The organism is Pantoea sp. 9140 (assembly GCF_000745295.1).
GTDB lineage: Bacteria > Pseudomonadota > Gammaproteobacteria > Enterobacterales > Enterobacteriaceae > Pantoea > Pantoea vagans.
The window spans coordinates 2,453,945-2,479,117 of record NZ_JQNO01000001.1; the positions used below are offsets into that span (position 1 = coordinate 2,453,945).

The window sequence follows — 25,173 nt, forward strand, 5'->3', positions numbered from 1 at the left end:
AGTAATGCTTTACGGGATAACGTACCCAAAGGGACTGCTCCTGTTAAACCGGCCGCCTCCATTGTGGCGGCCCTGAAACAAGGGGGTTAAGACTTAATCGCGAAGTAAGGCAGCGCAACCTGTTTACCGTTGATCACCACGGAAACAAAGCCTTCCGGCTTGCTGGTATCGACCTGATCGGCGGAGAGCGGACGGGAAGCCATCAGCAGATCGCCCTGCTCGTTGGCACCCACGCCCGCTTTGCCGTTATGCAGGCTGAAACGCTGCGGCGCGCGTTTGGTCGCGTCGCCCGATGGCGGATTACCCTTCTCCATCTTCGCGTTAACCCGCGCACAGCGACCGGTCACAAAGCGATCTTTACCGGTTGTTTTTACCAGCACGGCCGCCGACGGCGTCCAGCCCGCCAGTTTGACGAAGATACGGACATCGGTGTCATGCTCGGCCACATAGCGCACATCCACAATCGGGCTGCTGCCTTCGGCCGACCAGCTCGCTTCCGACAGGTCTTTCTTACGCTGTACGTGGATCACTGCGCGACCGCCGGTGGTCTTGTCACTAATCAGGTTCATCAGCGGCTTATCGCCACTGCCATTGCTGAACTGCGACTGACCGAAGATTTCAATCTCCCACGAATCACCCACCGTCGGTGAGTAGAGGCTGCCGAGATCAAACCAGGTCTCCTGATTTGTGTTGTTCTCTAAGCGCCAGCGCGAGGTGATGTAGTTGTACTTCAGGCTGCCATCCAGCGCGACACCATAGGACTCGACGCGGGTCGATCCCATCTCCCAGATGCTGAGCAGACGGTCGCCCTGCATGGAGTTGTCGATCCAGCTGCCCGACTGCAGGCTGGTCTGACGCATATTCAGACGGGTGTTGTGCGCGATCAGCGGATTCTTACAATCCTCCAGGCTCAGCGCATCAACGATCCACTGACCGTTAGAGAGGTCGCCCGGATTATCACAGTGTTCAATCCAGCCATTATGGATAATCGACTGGCCGCAGCGCGGCAGATTAAGCACTTTGCCGCCACGGCAGTACTGCGCATTGAAGTTTGACAGCTCAATCGCGGTACTGTGGTCCCATTTGCCCTGCTTCTGACCTGACCAGCCCGATTTAATCACATCGCCGCTGCAGCGTGAGGCGTACCACTGGTCGATTTTACAATCGAGGGTATCCTGCAGGCTGATGGCCGTGCCGCCAACGGCGTTAAAGCGCAGGCAGGCACCCCGGAAATATTGTCCGCCAGGACAGTTGTTATGGAAAAAGCCCTGCTGGTTCGGACTCTTATCACTGTTGCCGTTGAAATTCAGGTTGGAAAGCTCGACACGACGGGCGTTCATCTGGAAGACGAACTCTGACTTACCATCCGAGACGATCGTGGTCGCCGGGAAGTAGCCGAAGTTCACCATCGCACCGGACATGCGGAAGAAGTTGAGATACTTGTCGCCCAGGTTACAGGCGGAAACCATGAAGGTCCCGGCCGGGAACTGGACGCAGATCTGCTGGTTAGCCTGCTGCGACCAGTTGAACATTGCCATAATGGCGGGCGCAGTATCGGTTTTGCCATCGGCAATCGCACCGAAATCAAACAGCGTCAGGCGGTTAAAATCATCGACTACGCGACGCCAGGAGAAGCCCTCACCGGCAAAATTTACGCCGCCATCATTCGGAACGGTCTGGAAGCTACCGACAAACTCGCCGCCACCCACTTCCCGTCCTTCATGCCAGCTTTTCAGCTTAACCTTGGCCCCTTCAAACAGCGGGCGGGTTTTGCGTAACTCCGCTACGGACGGGATCTCACCAATCAGCTGATAACCCGCCGGCTGCGCCAGACGCTGACTGAAATCGGCGGCGCCCGGACGGCTGACATCGGCGATGTTAAACAGCGTCTGACCGTCATTGTCCTCGACCGTCATCGAATGCGAAGGATCGGCAATCAGTGCAGCGTTGTCCTGAATAAACTGGGCAAAGTTGCCCTTGTTGAGCGTGATAGGCTGAGCAATCTCAGACACTTTACCGTTGGCATCACGCAGGAAGACCGGGATCTGGTTACCCGGTTTGCTGGCATCCACACCCGCTTTACCAATCCAGAGTTTGCCCTCGAAGCCCTGCCAGAACTGCGGTGGCATGGCGTAGACATTCTCAGGCGTCAGGATAGGCACGTCGCCCTTAGGGATAGCCGCTGCATCAACCGGCTTCAGGGCAATGCCGTTACTTTTTGCAGCGTAGCTGGAAAAGGTGCTCACGGAGAGAGCCCCCACCAGAGCGGAGGCGGCGGTCTGTAAAACTTCTCTTCTTTTCATGCATCAATTCCCGTAGTCATTAAGGCCATTGGCCATGGCGGTGTCCCTGAGGCACGTCGCAAGTGAGCTTTTCCAGCTCCGGTTAAACCAATGACAGCCAGCTTTGCTTAATCTGGTTACCGTCGAATTTCAGCGCGGTTTGTTTCGTTTTTTCACTCATGGCATAGAACAGCGCGTCATCGGTGGCAAGCTGCTCCATTCGGGCCAGAAACGTGGCTTTATCATTCATCGGCACCAGGAACCCATCGTCACCGTGGTTGATGATCTCCTGTGGCCCGGTTGGGCAGTCATACGCCACCACCGGCAGTGACCAGGATTTCGCTTCCAGCAGCACCAGTGGCAAACCCTCATAGCGCGACGTCATCAGCGCCATGTCGCTGTCGCGATAGTAGTCATTGATATTGCTGACCTTGCCGACAAACTTCACGCTGTCGGTAATGCCCAGCACGGCCGCCTGATCATGCAACTGCTGACGCAGTTCGCCGTCACCGGCAATCACCAGCGTCCAGTCAGCATGAGTACGGGCGAAGTCGCGCCAGATATCCAGCAGCAGATCAAAGCCCTTCTGGTTATCCAGACGGCCCACCGCCAGTGCCTGACGATGACGGGTCTGACGCTGATAGCCTTTGTATACCACCGGGTTGGGGATTGGCTTGCTGGGAATGCGCCAGCGGCTGAACACCTGATGATCTTTTTCGGTCAGAACAATCACGCGGTCGTAGTAGCGCAGCAGCAGAAACTTGAGGAACTTGATCGGTTTGCTGAAGGAGTTAATGGCGATATGTTCGCAGGCGTAGGCTTTGCCCCGCTTCTTCTTCATGGCCAGCAGATTCCAGAAAGCGAACATCACGCTCAGGCGACCCATGCTGATCAGGAAGACGGTATCGAAACCCTCTTCATTGATGCGGGCTACCGCGCTTTTAATCGGGTTGCTCTGCCCTTCGAAGCTGACGATCTCTCTGACATGCTCAAACGGATAAAAGGTTTTACCGCTGCCTTCCAGCGAGTAGATGGTGACGTCATGCGTTTCGCCAAGACACTCTGACATAAAGTTACAGATGTTCTCAGTGCCCGCATACGAATAAGCATCTTTGATCACCAGGACAATTTTTTTCATGAAACGCTATCCACCTCAAATTTTAAAGACAATCCTGCCGACAGGCTTAACGATGCTTAAGGGTAAACAGCACACCATTCACCATATACCAGGCGTAATAGTAATAGATTTTTAAAGGATTGTTTTTATAGATAATTCTTAATAATTCAAGGTGCCACTGGGCGGCTTTGTTCTTATTACGTGAAAGAGAATCGCCTAATTCGTAATAGTTGACCAGAATCGTCTGAATTACGCGTGCCTGCTTATAGCGGGTGAATAATTCATACAAAAACAGGAAATCCTCGTGGCCTTTGCGCTGGAAGAAAAGCCCCTGCGGTGGACGGCGGAAACAGACGGAAGAAAAGCAGACGCGATACTGCTTCTTCACAAAGTTTTCCTGCTGCAGGTACGGTTTGCTGTAGGTAATGTCGTGCTCGGCTTTGCGGGTTTTATAGTGATACTCGGTAATCACAAAATCATCACCGGCCGCGATGGCCGCAACCTGCTGGCTCAGCTTATCGGCATGCCACTCATCGTCGCTGTCGAGAAAAGCGATAATCTCTTCAGTCGCCGCGCGCAGTCCGACGTTGCGGGCCTCTGCTGCGCCCATGTTGACCGCGTTATCCAGAATGGTAATGCGCGGATCCTGACAATGCTCGCGCACAAACTCCAGCGAGTCATCAGTGGACTTATCGTTGACCAGATAGAGGTGCCAGTCGGTATAGTGCTGATTGATAACCGATTGCACAGCGCGTAATACCGTCTGACGTGCATTATACATAGGCATGACAATGCCAACGGTTCCAACAGAAGTATTCATCTTCAACCCTGAATTAAACGAAAAGAGAGGTGCTCCTGGCGTCAGGAGCAGAACGAGGCGCGGCGCGCGTCAGGAGAGTGCTTTCTCACCGCCGAAACGTGCTTTGACCTTGTCTTTAACCCGGTTCATAAAATAAGCACGGTTGTCTTTGTTGGTGAGGAAGAAGTAGCGCGCAAAGCTCAGGCTTGCCATCAGCGACTTGCCATCCATTTTGTAGCGCAGCGGCAGCTTAAAGGCTTTGTAGGTGTGGATATCACGCGGGGTAAGATGCGGCTTCATGCTATCGAGCCAGAACATCGAGTAGTTCACCGATTCGCCTTTATGTTTTGAGCCAAACTTAGTGACCAGGTGGTAGTTCGCCAGCGGCGCGGCGATCATCACAAAGTCATAGCCCATGCGGTCGGCACGAATGCAAAAATCATAATCCTGATGACGGATGTAACGGGTATCGAACTGAATCTTCGCCGCATCTTCGCGCTTTAGCACAATGGTGCTGGTCTGGATAAAGCCGTAGCAGCCGAACAGATACTCGGCGACGGTTTCATTTTTGCCCGGTGGCTGCATTGGCATCACTTTCAGGAACGTGCCGTCCTGATAAATGTTCACCTGGCTGAAAATGACGAAGTTCTGTTTGCCCTGGGCTTCCAGCTGAGTAATTTTTTCACTCACCTGCTGCAGTTTATCTGCCGCCCACTCATCATCGGCGTCAAGGAAGCTGACATAGTCACCGGTCGCCAGCTCAATGCCTTTGTTACGCGCACCGGCCCCGTTGAGCTTAACCTCAGAGAGCACCAGATTGATGTCGAGATCCTGGTAGCGGTCGCTGCGAACCACCTCCGCCAGCGCGGCGGCATCCGCAGATTTATCATCCACGATGATGACTTCGAAATTGCGATACGTTTGTGCTTTAACGCAATCCAGCGTCGTGACAATCGATTCTGACGCGTTATAAGCCGGAATTACGATGGAGAAGCGAATGTCCTTCATTGCCAGCACCTCATTAAAATAGTTCAAAAATAATCCGTTCAATCGACAAGGATCGACAAAAAACCGGTGTGCTTACCGTCTATCGCCCCTGTGTGAATCTTTTCACGCAGGGGCGATCGATGGGTTAATTAGTGGACCAGCCAAAACTCACGCGCCACTTCATAGCCGGTAACCGCCTGCTTGGTCGAAATGGTGTTGTAGTAAAGGTAATAGAGCAGGAAGAAGACCAGCATGGCGTAAAGCGCGGGCTTCCACGATCGTCTGGCCTGGTAAATCAGCGAGGTCAGGATGATCGGCTCGACCTGTTGCAGATAGTTGGACAGACGCGAACCGGACGGGAAGTTGTACAGGAAGATCCTGATCGCACCACCAATGGCAAAACTTAAAATCAGCAGGTAGTTAAGGCGATACTGGGCGTAATTTTCGCGCTTCAGCTCGTCGGTCAGCATGAAGTAGAAGAAGACGAACACCAGCATAATGTTCTTCAGGTTCGACACGGCCAGGATGCTGCCACCCATGGCATAGGACGGGTCATTGTTGTAGCCCGATGCCCTCTCCCCCAGCGACCCCAGATGACCGGCAATCAGAGCAATGAAGCTGGAACCGCCCACTACAGATAGCGGCAGACTGGCAACGATGATAATGACCGGCCACCAGCGCCAGTCACGAATAAACAGGAACGGTATCAGCGTGACGACCATGACACCGGTGTTATGACTCGTGAACGACAGAATGAAGAAGGTAAACGCCCACCAGTAGCGCTTGAGATAGATCGACCACAGGACGCCCAGGAACAGCGCCGAACTGAGGCCAAAGCGAATCTGGTTAATGTCTTTGTTGATAAAGATGTGGGCCGAATAGAGCACCAGTGCCAGCACCGGATAGGGTGACATCTTCCTGAAAAACCAGGTATTGATGGAAACAGCCGTGGCACAGAAAACAAACAGGAAGATGCTGGCATTGTGCGAAACCAGACTGGTGAGCCAGGCCATCGCAAAAATCAGCGGTTCGTAACGGAAAAACGCAACGGTTTTAAAGAAGCCGTTAATTTCAATGCGTCTTACAAAGTCCTCAAAGAAGCTCCGGTACTGAAAATCATCCATGCCGGTGCCGAGACCGCGTATTCCCCCGAAGATAATCAGCAAAACGGCAGCAAAACAGAGCAGCCAGGTCAAAATATGATTTGTGCGTTCGTCTTTTTTCAGCGCTATTTCAAACAGCGAAAGCAGCAGCAAAAAGCCTGATACATACCAATAGGGAGCCATGGTGTGATTCCTTAATTCCACAAGTTCTCATGCCAGCAACAATGACGCTTCGCCTTCCCGGCTGGCTTTTCAGCGAGCCTGATAGCGGCTATGCGTGCAGGCGATACCCTGCTGGTCATGAATTCTGTTGAGTGACGCTCGCCATGCGATTTATAGAGGTATCGCTTTTGTGGGTTTGGACAGAATAACCTGTGTAAATTGATGCGTGTCGTCATTCAAAGGGACGATAAAAAGGGGCGGTCAGACCGCCCCCTCGTTGTTACTCAATGATCAGCTTTTATTGGTCTTACCGTAGTCATAGGCGTAGTAGTCATAGCCATAACCGTAGGCATTAGCAGCTTTGCGCACCACGGCGTTGAGGATCACACCTTTAATCTCAATACCGTTCTGGGCAAAGCGTTTGAAGCTGACGTCCACTTCTTTGGTGGTGTTGGCTTCGAAACGCGCGACCATCAGTGAGGTTCCAGCCAGCTTACCGATAATTGACGCATCGGTGACGGCCAGGATTGGCGGCGTATCGATTAACACCAGATCGTAGTTCTTGCTCGCCCAGTCCAGCAGCTCACCCATGCGACGATGCATCAGCAGCTCAGACGGGTTCGGCGGAACCTGACCACGTGGCAGGAAATCGAAACCGTACACGCCCTGCTGAATCAACGCCGGGCTGAATTCGGTTTTGCCGGACAGCACGTTGGACAGGCCAGATTTGTTATCCGCGCCCAGCAGTTCGTGGGTATAACCACGACGCATGTCACCATCGATGAACAGGACACGCTGGCCTGCTTTGGCAATCAGGGTGGCCAGGTTGGCACAGATAAAGGTTTTACCAATACCCGGGCTGGCACCGGTGATCATCAGGATGTTGTTTTTAGCTTCCATCATGGCGAAGTGCAGGCTGGTACGCAGGCTACGAATCGCTTCGATGGAGAGGTCAGTCGGGTTACCCAGCGCCAGCAGCGTTTCGTGCGGATCGGTTTTCACCTTGCTGCCACGACGCGCCAGTGCTTCGGTATCTTTCTTACGCTGCCAGTCAGACAGGGGAACGCTGGCATAGACATTCATACCCAGCTCTTCCAGCTGATCCGGGTTCTCGATGCCGTGATGCAGCAGTGCTTTCAGCAGAACCAGACCCACTGACACGAACAGACCCAGAATCAGGCTTGCGGCAATGATCAGCATCTTCTTCGGTGCTACCGGCGCGTTAGCCGTCTGCGCATTGTCGATGATGCGGACATCACCTACGGTGCTGGCTTTACTGATGCCCAGTTCCTGCTGACGATTCAGCAGCTGCATGTAGATCTCCTGACCAGACTGAACGTCACGGGTCAGACGCAGGATTTCCTGCTGAGTCTGTGGCATGCCAGAGATTTTCTTGTTCAGCTGAGCCTGCTCACCTTCCAGCGTTTTGCGTTTTTCCAGCAGCGCGCGGTAAGTCGGGTGATCTTTGGTAAACAGCTGAGAGACTTCTGCTTCACGGAAGGTCAGTTCGTTCAGCTGACTCTGCACGCTGACAGAGGAGTCCAGGGCAGATTTCGCTTCCAGTGACAGGTCAACAGATTCGTTCTGACGACGGAAGGTGTTCAGCTTGTTTTCCGCTTCATCCAGCTTGCTGCGAACGGCAGGCAGCTGAGTGCGTAAGAACTCCAGGCTTTTCTCGGCCTGCTCTGACTTGCGTTCAACGTTCTGTAATAGATAGTTGTTCACAATCTGGTTCAGCACTTTGCTGATCTGCTCCGGATCTTCACCCAGATATTCCAGACCCAGCACGCCGGTATCTTTACCTTTGTCTGCCACGGTCAGGTTAGAGAGCACAGAACGGATCGCCTGCAGGTCATTCAGCTTGGTCACGGTGAAGCTGGTGCCTTCATCGGCGTGAATCTCGCTCACCAGCATGCTGATATCGCCGTGCGACTCCAGCTGGCCGACTTTACCTTTGAACAGCTCATCGCCATCTTTCGAGACGGTGTAGCTATCCGGACCGGTCACTTCCAGTTCAACGTTACGTTTGTCGATAGTGCGTGGGATTTCCAGACGCGAAATCGCGATACTGGCCGGTTTGTTGCCCATCAGGCGCGACAGACCCTTGCCGATAACCGGGAAGTAGTTCTGCTCAACCACGGTATCCAGACCCAGATCGTCAACGGTTTTGCCGATGACCATACGGGATTCCAGAATCTCGATTTCCGTATCAGAGGCAGGCGTCGGTGGCAGAATGCTGTCGATTTCGTTAAGAACGGTGCTGGCATTCTTCTGCTCAACCTGAACTAACGCATCGGCGCTATAAATCGGTGTCGCAAACAGTGTGTAGAGTGTTCCCGCCAGCATGAAAAAAGCAGTAACGGCAACAATGATCCAGCGATGGTCAATTAGCTGTCCCACAAGATGCGCCAGATCCCATCCATTCGACTCCTCTCCCGGCGCGGTTCTGACCTTATTTTTTATATTCATGGATAATCCCAACTATCGGCTTAATACGTTGACCCATTTCTGGGTAGCGTTTTCCAGTAATCCGTAAATCTCTTCAAAGGCCTCACGGCTTTTTCGGTACGGATCCGCAATTTCTTTCTGATTGAGCCAGTGCCCAAGCAACATGGTTTTGCCACGTGCGGCGGGGTCGATGCGATTCACCTGTTCAATATGTCGCTTCTCCATGACCAGAATCAGGTCAGTGTTGCGGCACATTTCGGCCGTCAACTGCTGTGCCTGATGGCCTTCCAGCGACAGACCCTGCGCTTCGGCAACGGAAGATGCCATTTTGTCGGCCGGGTGGCCAACAAGGGCCCCCAGGCCGGCAGAGCGAACATCTAAATCGGGCAGCGCACGTTTAAACAGGCGCTCTCCGGTCGGAGAGCGGCAGATGTTGCCAACGCAAACGACTAACACGGACGTAATCATGGTCAGACCTTAGTTCGACCAGTTGCGGATACGCAGTGCGCTCTCGCTCACATCGTTGATACCCGCAATGGTTGGCAGTAATTGCGAGATCACACGGTTCCAGCGCGTCAGCGGCGTTGAGGTGACATAGACAATGTCATATGGCTGAAGCTGGAATTCGGTTCCCATCACCATGGATGCCGCATCTTTGGTGTTCAACTGATAGATGTTGGCAATCTTATTGCGATCGGTACCGCGCAGTGGACGGATAACGAAGACGCCGGTGGCGTCAGAGGTGGTTTGATCCATCCCGGCCGCGTTGCCCAGTGCTTCCGCCAGCGTCATGCCGCTACGGTCCATTTTCAGGGTCGCCTGCTGCTTCACTTCACCCATCACGAAGATTTTCAGATCATCGTTACGCGGAACGTAAAGGATATCGCCCGGATAGAGGAGGTGGTTCTGGCTCAGGTCGCCATTCTGCATCAGTGCCTGCAGCGAGACACGCTGTTCACGACCGTTGTGCGTCAGCACGACGTTACGCCAGTCAGCATCAGCGGCCAGGCCGCCAGCGGCGTTAATCGCGTCCAGAATCGTCAATGGCACGTTAGTGATCGGCTGCTGACCTGAGGTCGTTACCGAACCGGTGACATAGGTTTTCTGTGATTTAAACGAGGCGATGCTCACATCAACCTGTGGGCTTTCAATGTACTGTGCCAGGCGGCGTGCTACTTCGTTACGCACTTCGCCAACAGTACGGCCCGCTACACGCACACGGCCAATGTAGGGATAGAAGATGGTGCCGTCAGAATGTACCCAGTTACCGGTGTCGCTGGCGCTACGGTACTGACCCGCAGGGGTCGTCAATTCCGGGTGATCCCAGACCGTCACGGTCAAGACATCGCCCACACCGATACGGTATTCGTAGTTCTGAATTTCGTTCTGCAGTGAAGGGTTCGCCTGAGCCACCAGAGGCTTAGGACGCATTTTCTCAACCAGTGAAGGCGTTAACGGGAAGACGTTGACATATTTATCGATGTCAAAGTTGCTATCCTGTTGCTCAATAACATCTTTTCCTGATGTAGAAAGACGAGAACCGGGTTCGACTGTACACCCGACAAGGAATGTGGCGGATACCAGCAAAGGTATCAATTTCATTTTGATTGTAATCATTTAGATCTTCGCTATCAGTTATTTATTGATAGAGGCGAAACCGCCGCTGTGTAAGCGTCCAACAAAAAGTAAATCCTGGCTGACTTAAGCCTTAAGCTCTGAACCTGTCGTTCATTATCCTTGCTCCACTTGTTATAAGTAGTGGCCATCAACCAGGGTGTACCCGAAACGCCTTGCATCATAGCGGACTATAGATGCACTGCGATATCCCTGATGATGGCCGCTATTAACGACACGCCTGACAACGGCACAACACCTCGGAGCGCGCGTGAGCACGCTCATTCCGACTCACGATTAATAGGCACCGTCGCGTTTCAACACCACGCCCACTGTTTTAAACAGAATCGCGATGTCATTCCACAGTGACCAGTTTTTCACGTACCACGAGTCGAAATAGACGCGGGTTTCATAGTCAACATCATTACGACCGCTGACCTGCCACAATCCCGTCATGCCTGGTTTAGCCATCAGGTAATAATCAACATCACCAGCATAACGACAGAGTTCATCTTCAATGACCGGACGAGGCCCGACCAGACTCATATCACCGCGCACCACGTTCCAGAGCTGAGGTAACTCATCGAGGCTTGTTTTACGGATGAAGTGGCCCACTTTAGTAATACGTGGATCATTTTTGAGTTTGAAATCTTTATCCCATTCCGCTCGCGCAATCGGATCGGTACGAAGCACTTCTTCCAGCACTTCTTTTGAATTAATCACCATCGAACGGAATTTCAGACATTTGAATTTACGGCCATTCATGCCGACACGTTCGTGACCATAAATCGGTGGTCCGCCATCACGGCCAACCAGGAAGCCCAGGACCAGCAGCGCCGGCATCAGCATCAGAATAATCGAGAGTGCACCGACGATATCAAAGGCTCGCTTCAGGAAACGCGAGGTGCGTTTTGCCAGGTTATTCTGAACCCGCAGGATCATCACTTCGTGGCTGAAGATATAGGCCATATCAGTACCGTAAAGCGGTACACCACGCAGCGTCGGGATGACAGAGACTGAACGGCAGTTGTGCATCGCCAGCGATTTCAGCCACACATCACGATACTGACTCTGCTCATATTCTACTGCCACGATAAACTGGGTTTCGCTGTTAGTCAGGCTCCAGAGCGCCTGCTCGTCGCGCAGAACCGGCACACCGTTCATGATCTCCTGCGGACAGGTTCCGTCAACGTCATAGAAGGCGATGACGTCAAAACCCATAACCTCTTCGCTTTGCAGCGCCTGCCAGGCTTCGTGCGCATTTTTGCTGCTGCCGATAATAATGGTCTGTTTTTTCCACAAGCCATTTTTATTCAGCAGACGTTTGGCCAGCGCGCGACAGGTCGGAATTAAAATCAGCGCCAGTACCCAGGTCAGTAACCAGACGAAACGCGACATCTGCCACTGCGACAGTGCGGTAATCGACAGGTCGATAACAGAAAATATAAGAATGGTACGAAAAACTTCTTTTAATTCGAACCAGAAAGGTTTGCGGTATGTGTAGTGACGCAGCCTTACCCAGAACCAGCCAATACAAATTACCGACAGACAAATGTGTGTGGCAATTTTTAAATTCATTTCTTTTTCAGAAATATCTGCCAGCGGCGAACCTGACTGAACATTAATTAGCATCATCGCCACAAATAACGCTGCGTTGAAACAAATTAAATCTGAACATGCCAGCATTAATTTGGTAATAAGACTTTTAAACGTAAATTCTGTATCGCGCATATTTAACTCTTTATTTTATTTCCTTAAACCCGCAACGGCTATCGCCCGTTTAATCGTTAAGCGATAAAACCTTTCCAGACTGAGCCGTTTCTAAGGGGAGCTCCTGCGGCGTTTACGCCAGTGATCTTAACCATGACACCAATAATATTGTGATGAATACCAACAGATTACTCTGACTTTAATCACCGCCAGCATTGCTCATTTTATCAACGAAAAACGCGATTCAGGCACGCTACCGCCCTTGGCTGTCGCTGCCAATATCGCTGTCATCATTCATATTGCTCCCCGTAACAGGTAACCGTAACGCATCACACAAGTGTTCATAGATGAATTACTGATTCCTTACATTGCGATTAATGTAGAATCGGTACGCAAATTACGACTCTGGGGCAGAGTTTGCTAACTTGTTGCTATACTAGTTATTACTGGCTTGTTTACAAGCAGGTCCCGCCATCCCTGGACTATTTTAGGAAAAAGACTACCAGCAATTAGTATTGATGCCTGACAGGCAGTGCAATCCTTTCTGTACAATTCGGATTAATGCCATACTCGCGGTGAGATAAATCGCATAAGCCCGGCAGGTGAATATCGCTTTGCCGTGACAAAATGACTCAGAATAGTCTCCCCTGAACCCTGCGAATTTAATCAAAGCGTCACACTGTTATGTTCAGATTTTGCACAATATATCGGGCTGTGCCGGTTATCACCCCCCTGCCCTGCCATTTGTACGCGGCTTCGCACTCCACTATCATCAGAGAAAACCCAATTTAAGACATTCAGGTGAACAAGGCATGCTGGAGGTAATTGCAGATCCCTCGCTATGGGCGGGATTAGTAACGCTAATCGTTCTGGAACTGGTTTTAGGCATCGATAATCTGATCTTCATTGCTATTCTGGTTGAGAAGCTTCCTGGCCCCCTTCGCGACCGCGCGCGCGTCATCGGACTACTGCTGGCGTTAGTGTGCCGCTTATTGCTGCTGGCTTCGCTTTCCTGGCTGGTTACGCTCAAAGAACCCTGGGTTACGCTGGGGGGCCACCCCTTCAGTGCGCGCGACTTACTGCTGCTGTCAGGCGGGATTTTCCTGCTATTTAAAGCCACAACAGAGTTGAATGCGCGCCTTGAAGGCCATGATGAAGATGCCGGTCAACAAAAAGGCGGCGCTAAATTCTGGCCGGTGGTGGCGCAAATCGTGGTGCTGGATGCCATCTTCTCGCTGGATGCAGTGATTACCGCCGTCGGCATGGTGAATGAATTGCCGGTCATGATGATTGCGGTCACCATCGCCATTCTGCTGATGCTGCTTGCCAGCAAGCCACTGACCCGCTTTGTGAATAACCACCCTACGATTGTCATCCTCTGTTTAAGCTTCCTGCTGATGATTGGCTTCAGCCTGGTGGCGGAAGGCTTTGGCTTTGTCATTCCTAAAGGCTATCTCTATGCGGCTATCGGTTTCTCGGTCATCATTGAGGCACTAAACCAGCTGGCTCACTTCAATCGTCGGCGTGTGCTGTCAGCGGGTCGCCCGCTGCGCCAGCGCACGGCGGAAGCGGTGTTACGCATGCTGCGGGGTGCAGCGGAACCGGCGGAACTGGATGCGAAAACTTCGTCCCTGATTGCTGACAGCGATGCCAGCATGCTGTTCAACCGCCAGGAACGGGTGATGATTGCCCGGGTGCTGGGCATGGGCCAGCGCCACGTCAACAGCATCATGACCTCGCGCCATGACGTCGACCATATCGACCTCAGTGACGATCCGGCAGAGATCATGTCACGCCTCGACCGCAATCAGCACACGCGCATCCTGATAACGGACAACTCCAGCGAACCGCTGGGCGTAGTGCACGTTATCGATCTGCTGCACCAGTCGCTGCACCATAATTCACTCGATCTGCGCGCCCTGATTCGGCAGCCGCTGGTCTTTCCTGAACGTCTGACGCTGCTGCAGGCGCTGGAACAGTTCCGGCAGGCTCATACTCACTTTGCTTTTGTGGTGGATGAGTTTGGTTCAGTAGAGGGCGTGGTAACCCTGAGCGATGTGATGGAAACCATTGCGGGCAATCTGCCGAATGAGGCGGGAGAGATTGATGCCCGCTACGATATTCAGATTCAGGGAGAGGGGCACTGGATTGCCAACGGCCATATGCCGCTGGAAGATCTGGCGCTCTATGTGAAACTGCCGCTGGACGAGCAGCGTGACTATCATACGCTGGCAGGTTTACTGATGGATAAGCTGCAGCATATCCCGCAGGAAGGGGAAGTGTTGCAGCTGGGTGATTACCGGCTGAGAACCCTGCAGGTGGAAAATCATCGGGTTCAGAAAGTCGAAATTCTGCTGCAGCCTGATAGCGATTACGAGGTTTAATCAGTCATCCGGTTTGACAGCATGCGCCCGCTACGGGCGCATGATTTTCTTCAGGTTCTCTTTATTCTCGCCCTCTTTCTGACGATCGATCCACTGATTCAGCCGGGACTTCGCTTCACTCTGAAGACGGTCACGCAGCACGGCATCGACCGGCAGGGAATATTGCAGGCTGTTCCAGTCACCATACATACGCAGCGGAACCGGCTGACTGGAGAGCGTCTTCACCAGCGCATCATCGCCACGCCAGCCGCTGATTTTCAGTCCCAGCGTGACGTCCAGCTGTTGCTGCACCATGTCGACTTTACCTGCGCCCTGCAGGCCCAGATTCTGACCATTGCCATTAATATCGCTGAAGCTGAGTACGCCTTTATTCAGCGCGACCTGACCACTGATCGACTCAATGCCTTCATCGACGGCGTCCTGGCTGCTGACTTTATCGCTGACCCGAGCCACGGCACGCTGCACCATCTGCTGCAGATTAAGCTGTGCCAGCTTCAGGTTACTGGCGCTGATGGTCGCTCTGCCCTGCCAGCTTCGTTTTGCCGCCTCAACCGTCAGCGTATTGCCCGACAGCTCGCCGTCGAGACTCAGGTTTCCCTGCAGGCTTTCCGGCAGTTCAAATGCTTTAAGCAGTGGCTGAATGGCAATCAACCGGAGTTGAGGTTTCAGGCTGACCTGCGTTTCCGGCTGACGAATATCGATGCTGCCGGGAACCGAAAAGCTGCCATTGCCCAGCTTGCCGCTGAGCGTATTCAGCGTCATCAGTCCCTGCTGATTGCTGGCGTTTACCGCAAGGCTGGTCAGGGAGAGACCGCGCCATACCACACTATCCGCCTGTAATTTCAGCGCCAGGCTCAGTTCATTGAGCGGAGAGTCGGCGTTGCTGCGCTCCCGTGGGGCCGCAATCACCGGTAAACGGGCCACAGTGGCATGCTGCACGCCAGGCGTTTCAGAGACCGGCGTGCTGGTGAGTAAATTATCCAGATTCAGCGTGCTGGCTTTCAGATCCAGCGCCAGCTGCTGTGGCGGAGTAACCTGGCCGCTGCCCTGCCCGGTCAGCGTACTGTCGTTGGCGGTGAGCTGCAGATTGCTGAACGAGAACTGCTGGCGGTCGCCATCCCATTCGCCCTGCAGGCTCAGTGAGCCTTTAATTCCCTGAACCGGAATATCGGCACCGGAAAGCGTGTAATCAAGCTGCTGCAGCTGGCCGCTGAGACGGTGGGGATATTGCGCGGCATCGAGCTGGCCTTTGAGATTAAGGGTCGCGTTACGCTGATTGCGCATCAGGCTGGTGCTCAGCGACAGGGTCGCCAGCTTATTCGCGTCCTGTTCCATATTGATGTTGAGGTCGCGGAAATTATATTCGTCACCGCCCGGCTGCTGCCAGATAAGCAGACTGTCGGCTACCCGCAGCTTTGCAATATCAAATGACCAGCCGCTGGACGCCGGGGCTGGCTCCGCATCGCGCGGACCCTGGGGCGCATTTTTAGCACGCTGCGCGCTGCTCTCCGGCGTGACCCGCACGATCGCATTTTTCAGCAGCACCTGACTGACGCTGAGCTGGTGGGATAAGAGTGGCCAGAGATCGACATCAAGCCGCATGTTTTCTGCCGAGACCAGCGGCTGGCTGGCACCCGGCGCGGTGAGACTCATCCGCCCTGCCAGGATACTGAGCTGTGGCCAGACGTGCCAGCGCAGATCGCTGCTGACTTCAAGGCGATAACCACTGCGTTGTTCGACCTGTTGCACCATATAGGCACGAAAGTCGTTGGGATTGACCAGCAGCACCAGCGCGCTCATTCCCGTTACGACCACCACTAACAGGATGGCCAGCGTGGTTATCACTCTTTTCATTACATCCTCAAATCAGTCTTTATCGATACGGCTGGCATCAGCGCCCTGCTGACCGCGATATTTTGCATCTTCACGCCGGTTGTAGGGACGTGCAGCCGGACCTGAAAGCGGTTCAAAACTTAGCGCGCCAATTAACATGCCGGGACGCAGCGCCAGCGGCAGTTTACCTGAATTGTAGAATTCCAGCACGATACGACCCTGCCAGCCTGGATCAATGCGGTGAGCCGTCACGTGAACCATCAGCCCGAGGCGCGCCAGCGATGAGCGGCCATCCAGCCAGCCCACCAGATCGTCAGGCAGTGTTACAGACTCCAGCGTCACCGCCAGCGCCAGTTCACCCGGATGGAGGAAAAAGGCTTCGCCATCAGGCAGCACGATCTCATCGCTCATCACACGGTCCAGTGCCGCACTTACTTCCTGTTTCGGGCCGCTCAGGTCGATAAAAGCCGCGGTATGACCGCTGAAAGTACGGAACTGATTACCCAGACGCACATCGACCGTGGCACCATTAATGCGCTCGACCGGCGGGCGTGGCTCAATAGCCAGTTTGCCAGTGTCCAGCCAGGCTTCGATATCGCGATCGCATAATCTCATTGCGGTAACTCCATAACATAAGTTTAGCAAACCGGCATGCGTGCCTGCCGCCGGTCTGCACCACGTCCGGACGGACGTGCGTTATTCAAAAAACTGGTTGATTTTCGCCTTGAGGATATCGATGGCGATACGGTTTTTTCCGCCGCGCGGCACAATAATATCGGCGTACTGTTTTGATGGCTCGATAAACTGCAGGAACATCGGACGCACGGTCTTCTGATACTGACTCATTACCGAATCCATTGAACGGCCACGCTCGTTGACGTCACGTTTCATGCGGCGCATCAGACAGATGTCGAGCGGCGTGTCCACGAAGATAGAGAAGTTGAGTTCCTGGCGCAGACGGGCGTCAGTCAACAGCAGAATGCCTTCAAGAATAATGACCTTTTTGGCCTTCAGGTGATGCGTTTGCTGGGTGCGGGTGTGTTCAACATAGCTGTAAACCGGCAGCTCAATATCCTGGCCGGCTTTCACCGCCTGCAGATGCTGCAACAGCAAATCATGATCCATCGCACTCGGATGGTCATAATTGGTTTTAACCCTCTCTTCCATGGTGAGGTGACTTTGATCTTTGTAATAAGCATCTTCCGGGATCACCCCGATGTGCTCGTCACCTACCTGATCACGGATTTCACGATAGAGCGTGCTGGCAATTAAACTTTTACCGGATGCGGAAGCGCCGGCAATGCCTACAATCACGCACTGATGAGACTTGTCAGTCATACTATTTTAGGACCTGATAACTGGAGCCTGCCACTGGTCACACATTACGCGGGCAGCGGACGGGCCGAAATGGAGAGGGTGTGTTCGCGCTAAGTATAGGGATTTCGGCCTTTTGATGCCACAAAAATGGCGTCGGCGACTTTTCAGACTTTCTCCTTTGGACGCCACTCATTTCACCGATAAACTAACGTCACACCATACTATAAATAAAATGGCCTGCGCGGCGCGCTGTTCTGACGATGCGCGCTGCAAACGTTTCGACCGAATGATGCATCAGGAGTGGTATGCACTGGAAGACTTTGACCTATTTTGGCGACAGCATGCTGTTGATTCCGACAGCGGTGATTATTGCGCTGATTTTGCCGTGGAAGAGTGACAATCGTCTTACGGTCTTTTACTGGATTGTGGCTTTTGGCCTGGCTGGCCTGACCGTCAGCCTCTCGAAAATTCTGTTTCTGGGATTTGGTATTGGCAGCGCCCGGTTTAATTTCACCGGTTTCAGCGGTCACAGCGCCATGTCCGCGACGCTATGGCCGGTCATGTTATGGCTGATTTCCGGGCGCTGGGAAGCCGTATGGCGTATCGCGGCGATTGGCGTCGGTTATCTGATCCCACTGATGGTCGGTTTCTCACGTCTGGTGATCCACGCTCACTCTAAAAGTGAGGTCGCTACCGGTCTGCTGCTGGGCTTTACGCTGAGCACCGCGTTTCTCATTTCGCAGCGCCGCACCTCATTAAAAGGCTTCAGCTGGCCGCAGGTAGGTGCCGCGCTGTTAGTGCCGTTTGTATTGATGAGTCACGGTCGCGTCGCAACAACGCAGCAGTTTCTGGAGCGCTTCTCTGCCAGCCTCGCGGGCCTGGAGAAACCTTATACCCGCGCCGATCTTTTCCGCCAGTAATCAACACGCTGGCAATCAATTTTACCCTGCCCGTCAATTCGCCGAATAACGGGCAATATTGATTTCACCCCTTTTTTCTTTGCCGAATGTGCTAGCATGCAGTCAGAGAATGACTGGTGCCTGATTCGCCGTTGCGGAGCCCTGCACCCTGCCGGAAGTCCGCATGACGATAGAGATCCTGTCCCCGCAAAATAACCCGCCAAACCGCTGGCTCTCGGCCCTGGTGCTTGGCTGCGTGGTGTTTGTCCTGACGATGTTCTGTCTTGAACTGATCGTTGTCAGTGGGAAGATTTCCCCGCTCTGGTTCCCGACCACCTTAATGACCGTCGTGGTTTTCCGCTGCCCGTCAAGACAGCTGCCGCTGCTGCTGACTGCCTGTGTGCTGGGCACCGCGGGGGCGAATGCCATCATCATCGGACCTGCCCTCTCAAATATTAAATTTGCGCTGCTTAATCTTATTCAGGCCGGCGTGGGTGGTATGCTGCTGCGCGCCCTGCTGGATCGGCGCGCGCCGCTGAATTCGCTGAATGACTGGGCAAGGATGGTGGTGTCAGTCGGCATCATGACCCCGCTGCTCGGCGGCGTGCTGGCGATCTGGACGCTGCAGGTCAGCGGCCATGCCTCGTTTCCCTTCTTCTATACCTGGGTCATCTCCGAGATCATCGGGATGCTGGTTTTAGGCCCGATGCTGCTGCTGCTGCCCTGGCCGCTGCGGCGCGCGCAGTTCAGCGATCTGCGGCTGGCCGAATCCCTGCTGACGCTGGTGCTTACCCTCGGTGCCAGTTATCTGGCACTGCGTTTCCTGCCGTGGCCCTTTACCTTTATTGTGGTGATCCTGTTCTGGTGCGCGGTTCGCCTGCCCAAGCTGCAGGCGTTTGTCCTGTTCTTCCTGAACGCCAGTTTTATCTCGATGCTGCTGGCTTTTGATCTGGTCAACGTGGTCAATAACAACAGCGCCCTCGGCCCGGTCTCCAGCTGGCTGCCGTTTCTGCTGGTGTTAATCCCCAGTCACATTATGTCGCTGGTGATGGACGCGTTCCGGCGCGAAAAACTTCACATTACCGACAGCGAAACCCGCTTTCGTCACGCCATGGAGTATTCCGCCATCGGTATGGCACTCGTCGCGCCACAGGGCAACTGGCTGCAGGTGAATCGATCTCTCTGTCAGATTCTGGGCTATCCGGCAGAAGAGCTGAAGCGTCTGACCTTTCAGCAGATTACCCATCCCGACGATCTTTCCATCGATCTGCAGCATGTGAGCCAGTTGCTGGAGGGTGAGATCGATACCTACACTTTTGAGAAGCGCTATTTCCGTAAAGATGGCGAAATTGTCTGGGCGCGGCTGACGGTCTCGCTGGTGCGCGACAGTAGCTATGCCCCGCTCTACTTTATTGCGCAGATTATCGATATCTCAGAGCTGAAGCAGAGTGAGCAGGTGAACCGCCGGCTGATGGAGCGTATTACGCTGGCCAACGAGGCGGGCGGCATCGGCGTATGGGAGTGGAACCTGCTGACCGGCGAGATGTTATGGGACAAGCGCATGTACGCCCTGTTTGGCCTTGCGCCGCATGAGTCACCCAGCTATGACCTCTGGGTCCATCTGCTCCATCCCGCCGATCGCGAGTATGCCGCGCTGACGGTGCAGCAGGCGATTGAGCTGCGCAGCGCTTTTCATATGGAGTACCGCGTGGTCGATGCGCAGGGACAGCGCTGGGTGCGCACGCAGGCTAACCGGCAACTGAGCAAAGAGGGGCGCATTGAGCGCATGCTGGGCATCTGCCAGGACATCACGCCGCTGCGCAATCTTAATGAGGCGCTGTTTCAGGAGAAAGAGCGCATGGCGATCACCCTGGATTCCATCGGCGAAGCGGTGATCAGCACCGATAAAGAGATGCGCGTCACCTTTATGAACCCGGTAGCAGAGAAAATGAGTGGCCTGTCGCAGGAGCAGGCAGCCGGTCAGCCGCTGAGTGAACTACTGCATATCACTCAGGGGCGTAACGGCCCCGAAGTCGAGAATCTGCTGTTATGCCAGCTACCGGCGGAAAAAATCACCCCCGGTCTGGCGGACGATCTGGTGCTGCATACGCCCGATGGCGGCCATATCGATATTCACTACAGCATCACACCGCTGCGCTCCGAGGCGGGCCTGGAACAGGGTGCCGTAATGGTTATTCAGGATGTGAGTGAGTCGCGCAAACTGATGAAGCGGCTGAGCTATAGCGCGCTGCATGACACCCTGACCCGCCTGCCGAACCGTGCCAGTTTCGAGCTTCAGCTTAAACGTCTGCTGTTTGATGCGGCTGAACATCAGCATCAGCATGTGCTGGTGTTTATCGACCTGGATAAGTTTAAAGCGGTGAATGACAGCGCCGGACATGCCGCAGGCGATGCGTTACTGCGTGAGCTCTCCGATTTAATGCAGCACCACCTGCGCAGCAGCGATTTCCTGGCCCGGCTGGGCGGCGACGAGTTTGCGCTGCTGATGCCCGATTGCGAAGTCGCTCAGGCGCATGACGTGGTGCAGCGCATCGTCGCCGCGGTCAATGATTACCGGTTCCAGTGGCTGGGCCGCCTTTATCATGTGGGTGCCAGCGCGGGCGTCACGCAGATTTCAGCGGATAACTGCCAGAGCGGCGACGTGCTTTCGCAGGCGGATATCGCCTGTTACAACGCCAAACGCAGCGGGCGCGGACGACTGGTCATCTACGAACAGCATCGGTTACCGCTGCCGGGTAATCATCAGGGCATGGATGCAGCAATGATTGATGCGCTGCAGATCGAACTGCCGGCCTGGGCCGTTGCGCCGCCTAAAACACCGCAGGCGGCCTTTATCTGGCTGCTTGAGGTGCAGCTGTTAACGGCTGACGGGCTGCTGGTGGATGAAACCCTGCTGCGCAATAACCTGCCTGACGACTCGCTGCGTCGTCGACTGGATAACAATATTCTGGATGCTTTTTTCCGTCACGATGTGCAGAGGCTGAATAACAAAGGCATTCCGGTGATCCTGCCACTCAATGCACAGGTACTGAACGATGCCGTTTTCGTGCAGCAACTCTGTCAGCGCTTTGTTGCCGAGGGTTTCTCTGACAGCCGCTGTGGTTTCGCTTTCCCTGCCGCCAGCGTGCTGAGCAAAGGCGATCAGCTCTATGCCGCGCTGATGCAACTGCGGCAGTGTGGCTGTCGTGTCGTGTTGCAGCATTTTGGCCGTAACCTGGATGCCTTCAATCTGCTGAGTGACGAAGTGGTTGATTATCTGGTGCTGGCCCCTGAACTGGTTGCTAACGTTCATAATAATCTGATGGATGAGATGCTGCTGACCATCATTCAGGGCCAGGCAACGCAGCGCAATATCTCGGTGCTGGCCGGTCCGATTTCAGTACCCGCCGTACTCAGCACGCTGGCGACCCTTGATGTGGATGGCGTCTGGGGCAGTGCCGTGGCCGAGCGTCAGCCGTTGCGTTCTCTGGCTGAAGATCGCATCTTCGCTATCCGTTAATTCCCGCGCTGCCTGCTTGCCACCCTGCTGAAGCTGCGCTAAAGTCGCCCCCTTTTTTCCGGCATGGGGGCGAAAATGTTCATAGGATTCGATTACGGCACGGCTAACTGCTCTATTGCAGTCAGCGAAAATGGCACGCCACGTCTGTTAACGCTGGAAAATGATCAGCGCCTGCTGCCGTCAATGATCTGTGCGCCGACCCGCGAGTCGATCAGCGAATGGCTTTATCGTCATCATCAGGTGGCGACGCCGGACAGCGAAACGACGGCGCTGCTGCAGCGTGCCATGCGTTATAACCGCGAAGAGGATATCGAAGTCCAGCCCAACAGCGTGCAGTTCGGACTCACCGCGCTGCAGCATTACATGGTCGACCCCGAAGATGTCTGGTTCGTTAAATCCCCCAAATCGTTCCTCGGTGCCAGTGGCCTGAAGCCACAGCAGATCGCCCTGTTTGAAGATCTGGTCTGCGCCATGATGCTGCACATCCGCCAGCAGGGTGAAAGCCAGCTTGATCAGGCCATCGATCAAGCGGTGATCGGGCGGCCGGTCAACTTTCAGGGCTTAGGCAGCGAAGAGTCTAACCAGCAGGCAGAAGGCATTCTGCTGCGCGCCGCTCACCGCGCCGGTTTCCGTGACGTGGAATTTCAGTTTGAACCGGTCGCGGCCGGACTCGATTTCGAAGCGACGCTGAAGCAGGAAACGACGGTTCTGGTGGTGGATATCGGCGGCGGTACGACCGACTGCTCGATGCTGCTGATGGGGCCAAAATGGCGTGATAAGGCGGACCGCCGTGAAAGCCTGCTGGGCCACAGCGGTTGCCGCGTTGGCGGGAACGACCTGGATATTATGCTGACGTTTAAAACCCTGATGCCATTGCTGGGCCTGGGCGGTAATACCCTGAAAGGCACCGCGTTGCCTGCCCTGCCGTGGTGGAACGCCATCGCCATCAATGATGTTCCGGCGCAGAGTGACTTTTACAGTCCGGCCTGCGGTAAGTGGCTGCGGGATCTGGTGCGGGATGCTGAACAGGGTGACGTCGTGGCTCGCCTGCTGAAAGTGTGGCAGCAGAAGCTCAGTTACCGGCTGGTGCGCGCAGCAGAAGAGAGCAAGATTGCGCTGTCAGCCAGCCCGGCGCATACCGCTTCACTCGACTTTATTGCCGCGGCATTAGAGACAGAGATTGGGGTGGGTCAGTTGCAGGACGCCATCAGTCAGCCGCTGGAGAAAATCCTGGAACAGGTGCAGCTCGCGCTCGCCACCAGCCAGATCAAGCCTGATGTGATTTATCTGACCGGCGGCAGTGCGCGTTCGCCACTGCTGCGCGCAGCGCTGCAGCAGACGCTGCCGGATACGCCGATTGCCGGCGGCGATGATTTCGCCTCCGTCACCGCAGGCCTGGCCCGCTGGGCGGAAGTGATGTTCCGCTAATGCGGCGCATCGATGTAAAAAAGGCTCCTCGCTTTTCCGTAAAGACAGCTCAGAATCTTAAAGCGATGGGAGCATACGCCTGTAGCAAAGCATCGCGGGCCACGGATGGCCCGCGCTGAGCCTGCCAGGGATGGCGTCTTTTGCGTCTTTGCGGAAGGCGTATGCTCCCTGAGCCTGTGCACGATCTCCCCGCAATGGTTTTAAGGATGCCGTTTTTAGCCCACTATCAGAAGGCAATATTGGCGCTGATACCGCCGATAAACGCATCCTTCACTTCGCTCACCGCGCCCGGCGCCACCACATACTGCAGGTTAGGTCGCAGTGACATCCAGTTCGTTACTTTGGCGTTGTAGTAAACCTCATAGTTGTACTCTGACCCTTCCTGAATCGGCAGATAAGTCGGGCTGTCAAAGCGGCTCTCGCCATTGGCCTGATTCTGCTGACGCAGTGAGCGGGTATAGTCGCTGTTCACATGAATACGCGACGCGCCCACACCAATCTCATCCTGCGGACGGGCATCGAACGGCCCTGTCCAGGTAAAGGCGATAGACTGATAGTTATCGGTCTTCGAGGTCTTATGATCGTTCATCACCGCCTGAACACGCACGCCCAGACCGCGGTTCACATCGCCATCCTGCGCGGTCAGCTGTTGCTGCAATAACAGATAGCCGCCGTAGGAATGGGCCTGATCCTGATAGCCGCCGTTGCGCCAGCTGCCATAGACATCGCCATCCACTGACGAATAGTAATAACCGATGCGATAGTTACCCGGTAATTTCTCCGGCCCGAACGTCGGTTTCCAGCCCAGTTCCACCGGCACCAGATTCCCCTCGGAGTTGCTGGTATCCAGACGGAAGCCATCGCCGCGATCGTAGTTAGCGCGGTTCTGATTATAGAAACCGACCTGGAAGAAGACATCCGGCGTGATATTAAACTTCACCCGGCCGCCCCACTGCGACACCGGCCAGTTGAACCAGCGATCGCCACGCCAGTTACCCGCCTGTCCGCTGCCCAGCGCCAGGTTCTGGAACAGATTGCCATCGAAGTTGTCGAAATCTTCACCCACCGTTACCCGTCCGGCTTTGATATCGACCACATCGTTAAACAGGCCTTTGCGCAACCAGAACTGCGTCAGACGCCAGGTCTGACCGCGACCATAAACTTCCTGCACCGAGGAGAGCATACCGGTGCGTTGATCGGCGACCTGATCGGAAAGATTCTGCCCGTTACGGCTGGTGACGGTCATCTGAAACTCGGCATCCTGCCAGTCCAGCAGCTTCTGCAAATCGAAATTGGTGCCGAACGTCCACTGATCGCTGTAGCGCATGGTGGTATTGGTATCGGCTCCGCCGCCTAAGTTAGCGGCGCTTTCCATGGTGTAGTTGACGTCAAACTTGATGCCGTCGTCCTGCAACTGCGTTCGGTACCCCCCCCAGTCCCCAAACATCCATTCAGAGTCCGGGCTGAAAGCATCAGCGGCGATGGCCTGTGCGGAAAACATGGCCATGATCAGGGTGCCGGTTGCCACACGGCGCAGCGCAAAACGCTGTTCTGCTTGTCGATTTTTCAT

General features: G+C 54.5%; 17 protein-coding genes. 4 read left to right on the top strand and 13 right to left on the bottom strand.

The genetic code is table 11. From position 1 onward, the window contains the following. Positions 1-86 precede the first annotated feature (86 nt). From FA92_RS11550 to wbaP, 9 genes are all read right to left on the bottom strand, one after another. Positions 87-2,303 carry a phage tailspike protein gene (locus FA92_RS11550; RefSeq protein ID WP_033783659.1) on the bottom strand — a complete coding sequence of 739 codons (2,217 nt, stop codon included), beginning with the start codon at positions 2,301-2,303 and terminating at the stop codon, positions 87-89. An 82-nt stretch (positions 2,304-2,385) separates the two neighbouring features. Then, positions 2,386-3,420: a glycosyltransferase gene (locus tag FA92_RS11555; RefSeq protein WP_033783660.1), complete on the bottom strand. Its 1,035-nt coding sequence runs from the start codon at positions 3,418-3,420 to the stop codon at positions 2,386-2,388. A 46-nt stretch (positions 3,421-3,466) separates the two neighbouring features. Further along, positions 3,467-4,219, bottom strand: a complete 753-nt coding sequence (locus FA92_RS11560; protein ID WP_033783661.1) for a glycosyltransferase family 2 protein — start codon at positions 4,217-4,219, stop codon at positions 3,467-3,469. Positions 4,220-4,288: 69 nt separating this feature from the next. Then, entirely contained in the window at positions 4,289-5,206 is a 918-nt protein-coding gene (locus FA92_RS11565) for a glycosyltransferase (RefSeq protein WP_033784642.1), read from the bottom strand. A 128-nt stretch (positions 5,207-5,334) separates the two neighbouring features. Next, the gene (locus FA92_RS11570; RefSeq protein ID WP_013358463.1) at positions 5,335-6,471 is read right to left on the bottom strand and encodes an EpsG family protein; all 1,137 of its coding nucleotides are present in this window, start codon (positions 6,469-6,471) and stop codon (positions 5,335-5,337) included. Between the two features lie 270 nt (positions 6,472-6,741). Further along, positions 6,742-8,919 carry a tyrosine-protein kinase Wzc gene (wzc, locus tag FA92_RS11575; protein ID WP_013358464.1) on the bottom strand — a complete coding sequence of 726 codons (2,178 nt, stop codon included), beginning with the start codon at positions 8,917-8,919 and terminating at the stop codon, positions 6,742-6,744. A 12-nt stretch (positions 8,920-8,931) separates the two neighbouring features. Further along, entirely contained in the window at positions 8,932-9,366 is a 435-nt protein-coding gene (locus tag FA92_RS11580) for a protein-tyrosine-phosphatase (protein ID WP_013358465.1), read from the bottom strand. Positions 9,367-9,375: 9 nt separating this feature from the next. Beyond that, complete coding sequence (locus tag FA92_RS11585; protein WP_013358466.1) at positions 9,376-10,515, bottom strand: polysaccharide export protein; 1,140 nt, start codon at positions 10,513-10,515, stop codon at positions 9,376-9,378. A gap of 294 nt (positions 10,516-10,809) precedes the next feature. Beyond that, the gene (wbaP, locus tag FA92_RS11590; RefSeq protein WP_013358467.1) at positions 10,810-12,243 is read right to left on the bottom strand and encodes an undecaprenyl-phosphate galactose phosphotransferase WbaP; all 1,434 of its coding nucleotides are present in this window, start codon (positions 12,241-12,243) and stop codon (positions 10,810-10,812) included. A gap of 791 nt (positions 12,244-13,034) precedes the next feature. Between wbaP and FA92_RS11595 the strand changes: the two genes are divergently transcribed. Then, positions 13,035-14,606: a TerC family protein gene (locus tag FA92_RS11595; protein WP_013358468.1), complete on the top strand. Its 1,572-nt coding sequence runs from the start codon at positions 13,035-13,037 to the stop codon at positions 14,604-14,606. Positions 14,607-14,636: 30 nt separating this feature from the next. Here the strand turns inward: FA92_RS11595 and asmA are convergent, their stop codons facing one another. From asmA to udk, 3 genes are all read right to left on the bottom strand, one after another. Then, positions 14,637-16,460 carry an outer membrane assembly protein AsmA gene (gene asmA, locus FA92_RS11600; RefSeq protein WP_033783662.1) on the bottom strand — a complete coding sequence of 608 codons (1,824 nt, stop codon included), beginning with the start codon at positions 16,458-16,460 and terminating at the stop codon, positions 14,637-14,639. 12 nt (positions 16,461-16,472) lie between these two features. Beyond that, on the bottom strand, positions 16,473-17,054 hold the full coding sequence (dcd, locus tag FA92_RS11605) for a dCTP deaminase (RefSeq protein WP_013358470.1): 582 nt from the start codon (positions 17,052-17,054) through the stop codon (positions 16,473-16,475). 81 nt (positions 17,055-17,135) lie between these two features. Continuing rightward, positions 17,136-17,777: a uridine kinase gene (gene udk, locus FA92_RS11610; protein WP_013358471.1), complete on the bottom strand. Its 642-nt coding sequence runs from the start codon at positions 17,775-17,777 to the stop codon at positions 17,136-17,138. A 284-nt stretch (positions 17,778-18,061) separates the two neighbouring features. Between udk and FA92_RS11615 the strand changes: the two genes are divergently transcribed. The 3 genes from FA92_RS11615 (at position 18,062) to yegD (ending at position 23,603) form a co-directional block, all read left to right on the top strand. Next, positions 18,062-18,676: a phosphatase PAP2 family protein gene (locus tag FA92_RS11615; protein WP_033783663.1), complete on the top strand. Its 615-nt coding sequence runs from the start codon at positions 18,062-18,064 to the stop codon at positions 18,674-18,676. Positions 18,677-18,839: 163 nt separating this feature from the next. Next, a complete protein-coding gene (locus FA92_RS11620) occupies positions 18,840-22,175 on the top strand; it encodes a diguanylate cyclase (protein ID WP_051926522.1) in 3,336 nt (1,111 codons plus the stop codon). A 75-nt stretch (positions 22,176-22,250) separates the two neighbouring features. After that, the gene (gene yegD, locus FA92_RS11625) at positions 22,251-23,603 is read left to right on the top strand and encodes a molecular chaperone (RefSeq protein WP_033733249.1); all 1,353 of its coding nucleotides are present in this window, start codon (positions 22,251-22,253) and stop codon (positions 23,601-23,603) included. A 226-nt stretch (positions 23,604-23,829) separates the two neighbouring features. On the opposite strand, the gene FA92_RS11630 is transcribed toward yegD, so the two are convergent. Beyond that, positions 23,830-25,173 carry a carbohydrate porin gene (locus FA92_RS11630; RefSeq protein WP_033783664.1) on the bottom strand — a complete coding sequence of 448 codons (1,344 nt, stop codon included), beginning with the start codon at positions 25,171-25,173 and terminating at the stop codon, positions 23,830-23,832.

Excerpts from the sequence above, each read along its gene's own strand:
- wzc (WP_013358464.1), bottom strand. The coding sequence starts at position 8,919 with ATGAATATAAAAAATAAGGTCAGAACCGCGCCGGGAGAGGAGTCGAAT.
- FA92_RS11630 (WP_033783664.1), bottom strand. The coding sequence starts at position 25,173 with ATGAAAAATCGACAAGCAGAACAGCGTTTTGCGCTGCGCCGTGTGGCA.
- FA92_RS11615 (WP_033783663.1), top strand. The coding sequence starts at position 18,062 with ATGCACTGGAAGACTTTGACCTATTTTGGCGACAGCATGCTGTTGATT.
- FA92_RS11565 (WP_033784642.1), bottom strand. The coding sequence starts at position 5,206 with ATGAAGGACATTCGCTTCTCCATCGTAATTCCGGCTTATAACGCGTCA.
- dcd (WP_013358470.1), bottom strand. The coding sequence starts at position 17,054 with ATGAGATTATGCGATCGCGATATCGAAGCCTGGCTGGACACTGGCAAA.
- FA92_RS11550 (WP_033783659.1), bottom strand. The coding sequence starts at position 2,303 with ATGAAAAGAAGAGAAGTTTTACAGACCGCCGCCTCCGCTCTGGTGGGG.
- yegD (WP_033733249.1), top strand. The coding sequence starts at position 22,251 with ATGTTCATAGGATTCGATTACGGCACGGCTAACTGCTCTATTGCAGTC.
- FA92_RS11585 (WP_013358466.1), bottom strand. The coding sequence starts at position 10,515 with ATGATTACAATCAAAATGAAATTGATACCTTTGCTGGTATCCGCCACA.
- FA92_RS11595 (WP_013358468.1), top strand. The coding sequence starts at position 13,035 with ATGCTGGAGGTAATTGCAGATCCCTCGCTATGGGCGGGATTAGTAACG.
- FA92_RS11570 (WP_013358463.1), bottom strand. The coding sequence starts at position 6,471 with ATGGCTCCCTATTGGTATGTATCAGGCTTTTTGCTGCTGCTTTCGCTG.
- udk (WP_013358471.1), bottom strand. The coding sequence starts at position 17,777 with ATGACTGACAAGTCTCATCAGTGCGTGATTGTAGGCATTGCCGGCGCT.
- wbaP (WP_013358467.1), bottom strand. The coding sequence starts at position 12,243 with ATGCGCGATACAGAATTTACGTTTAAAAGTCTTATTACCAAATTAATG.
- FA92_RS11560 (WP_033783661.1), bottom strand. The coding sequence starts at position 4,219 with ATGAATACTTCTGTTGGAACCGTTGGCATTGTCATGCCTATGTATAAT.
- FA92_RS11555 (WP_033783660.1), bottom strand. The coding sequence starts at position 3,420 with ATGAAAAAAATTGTCCTGGTGATCAAAGATGCTTATTCGTATGCGGGC.
- asmA (WP_033783662.1), bottom strand. The coding sequence starts at position 16,460 with ATGAAAAGAGTGATAACCACGCTGGCCATCCTGTTAGTGGTGGTCGTA.
- FA92_RS11580 (WP_013358465.1), bottom strand. The coding sequence starts at position 9,366 with ATGATTACGTCCGTGTTAGTCGTTTGCGTTGGCAACATCTGCCGCTCT.
- FA92_RS11620 (WP_051926522.1), top strand. The coding sequence starts at position 18,840 with ATGACGATAGAGATCCTGTCCCCGCAAAATAACCCGCCAAACCGCTGG.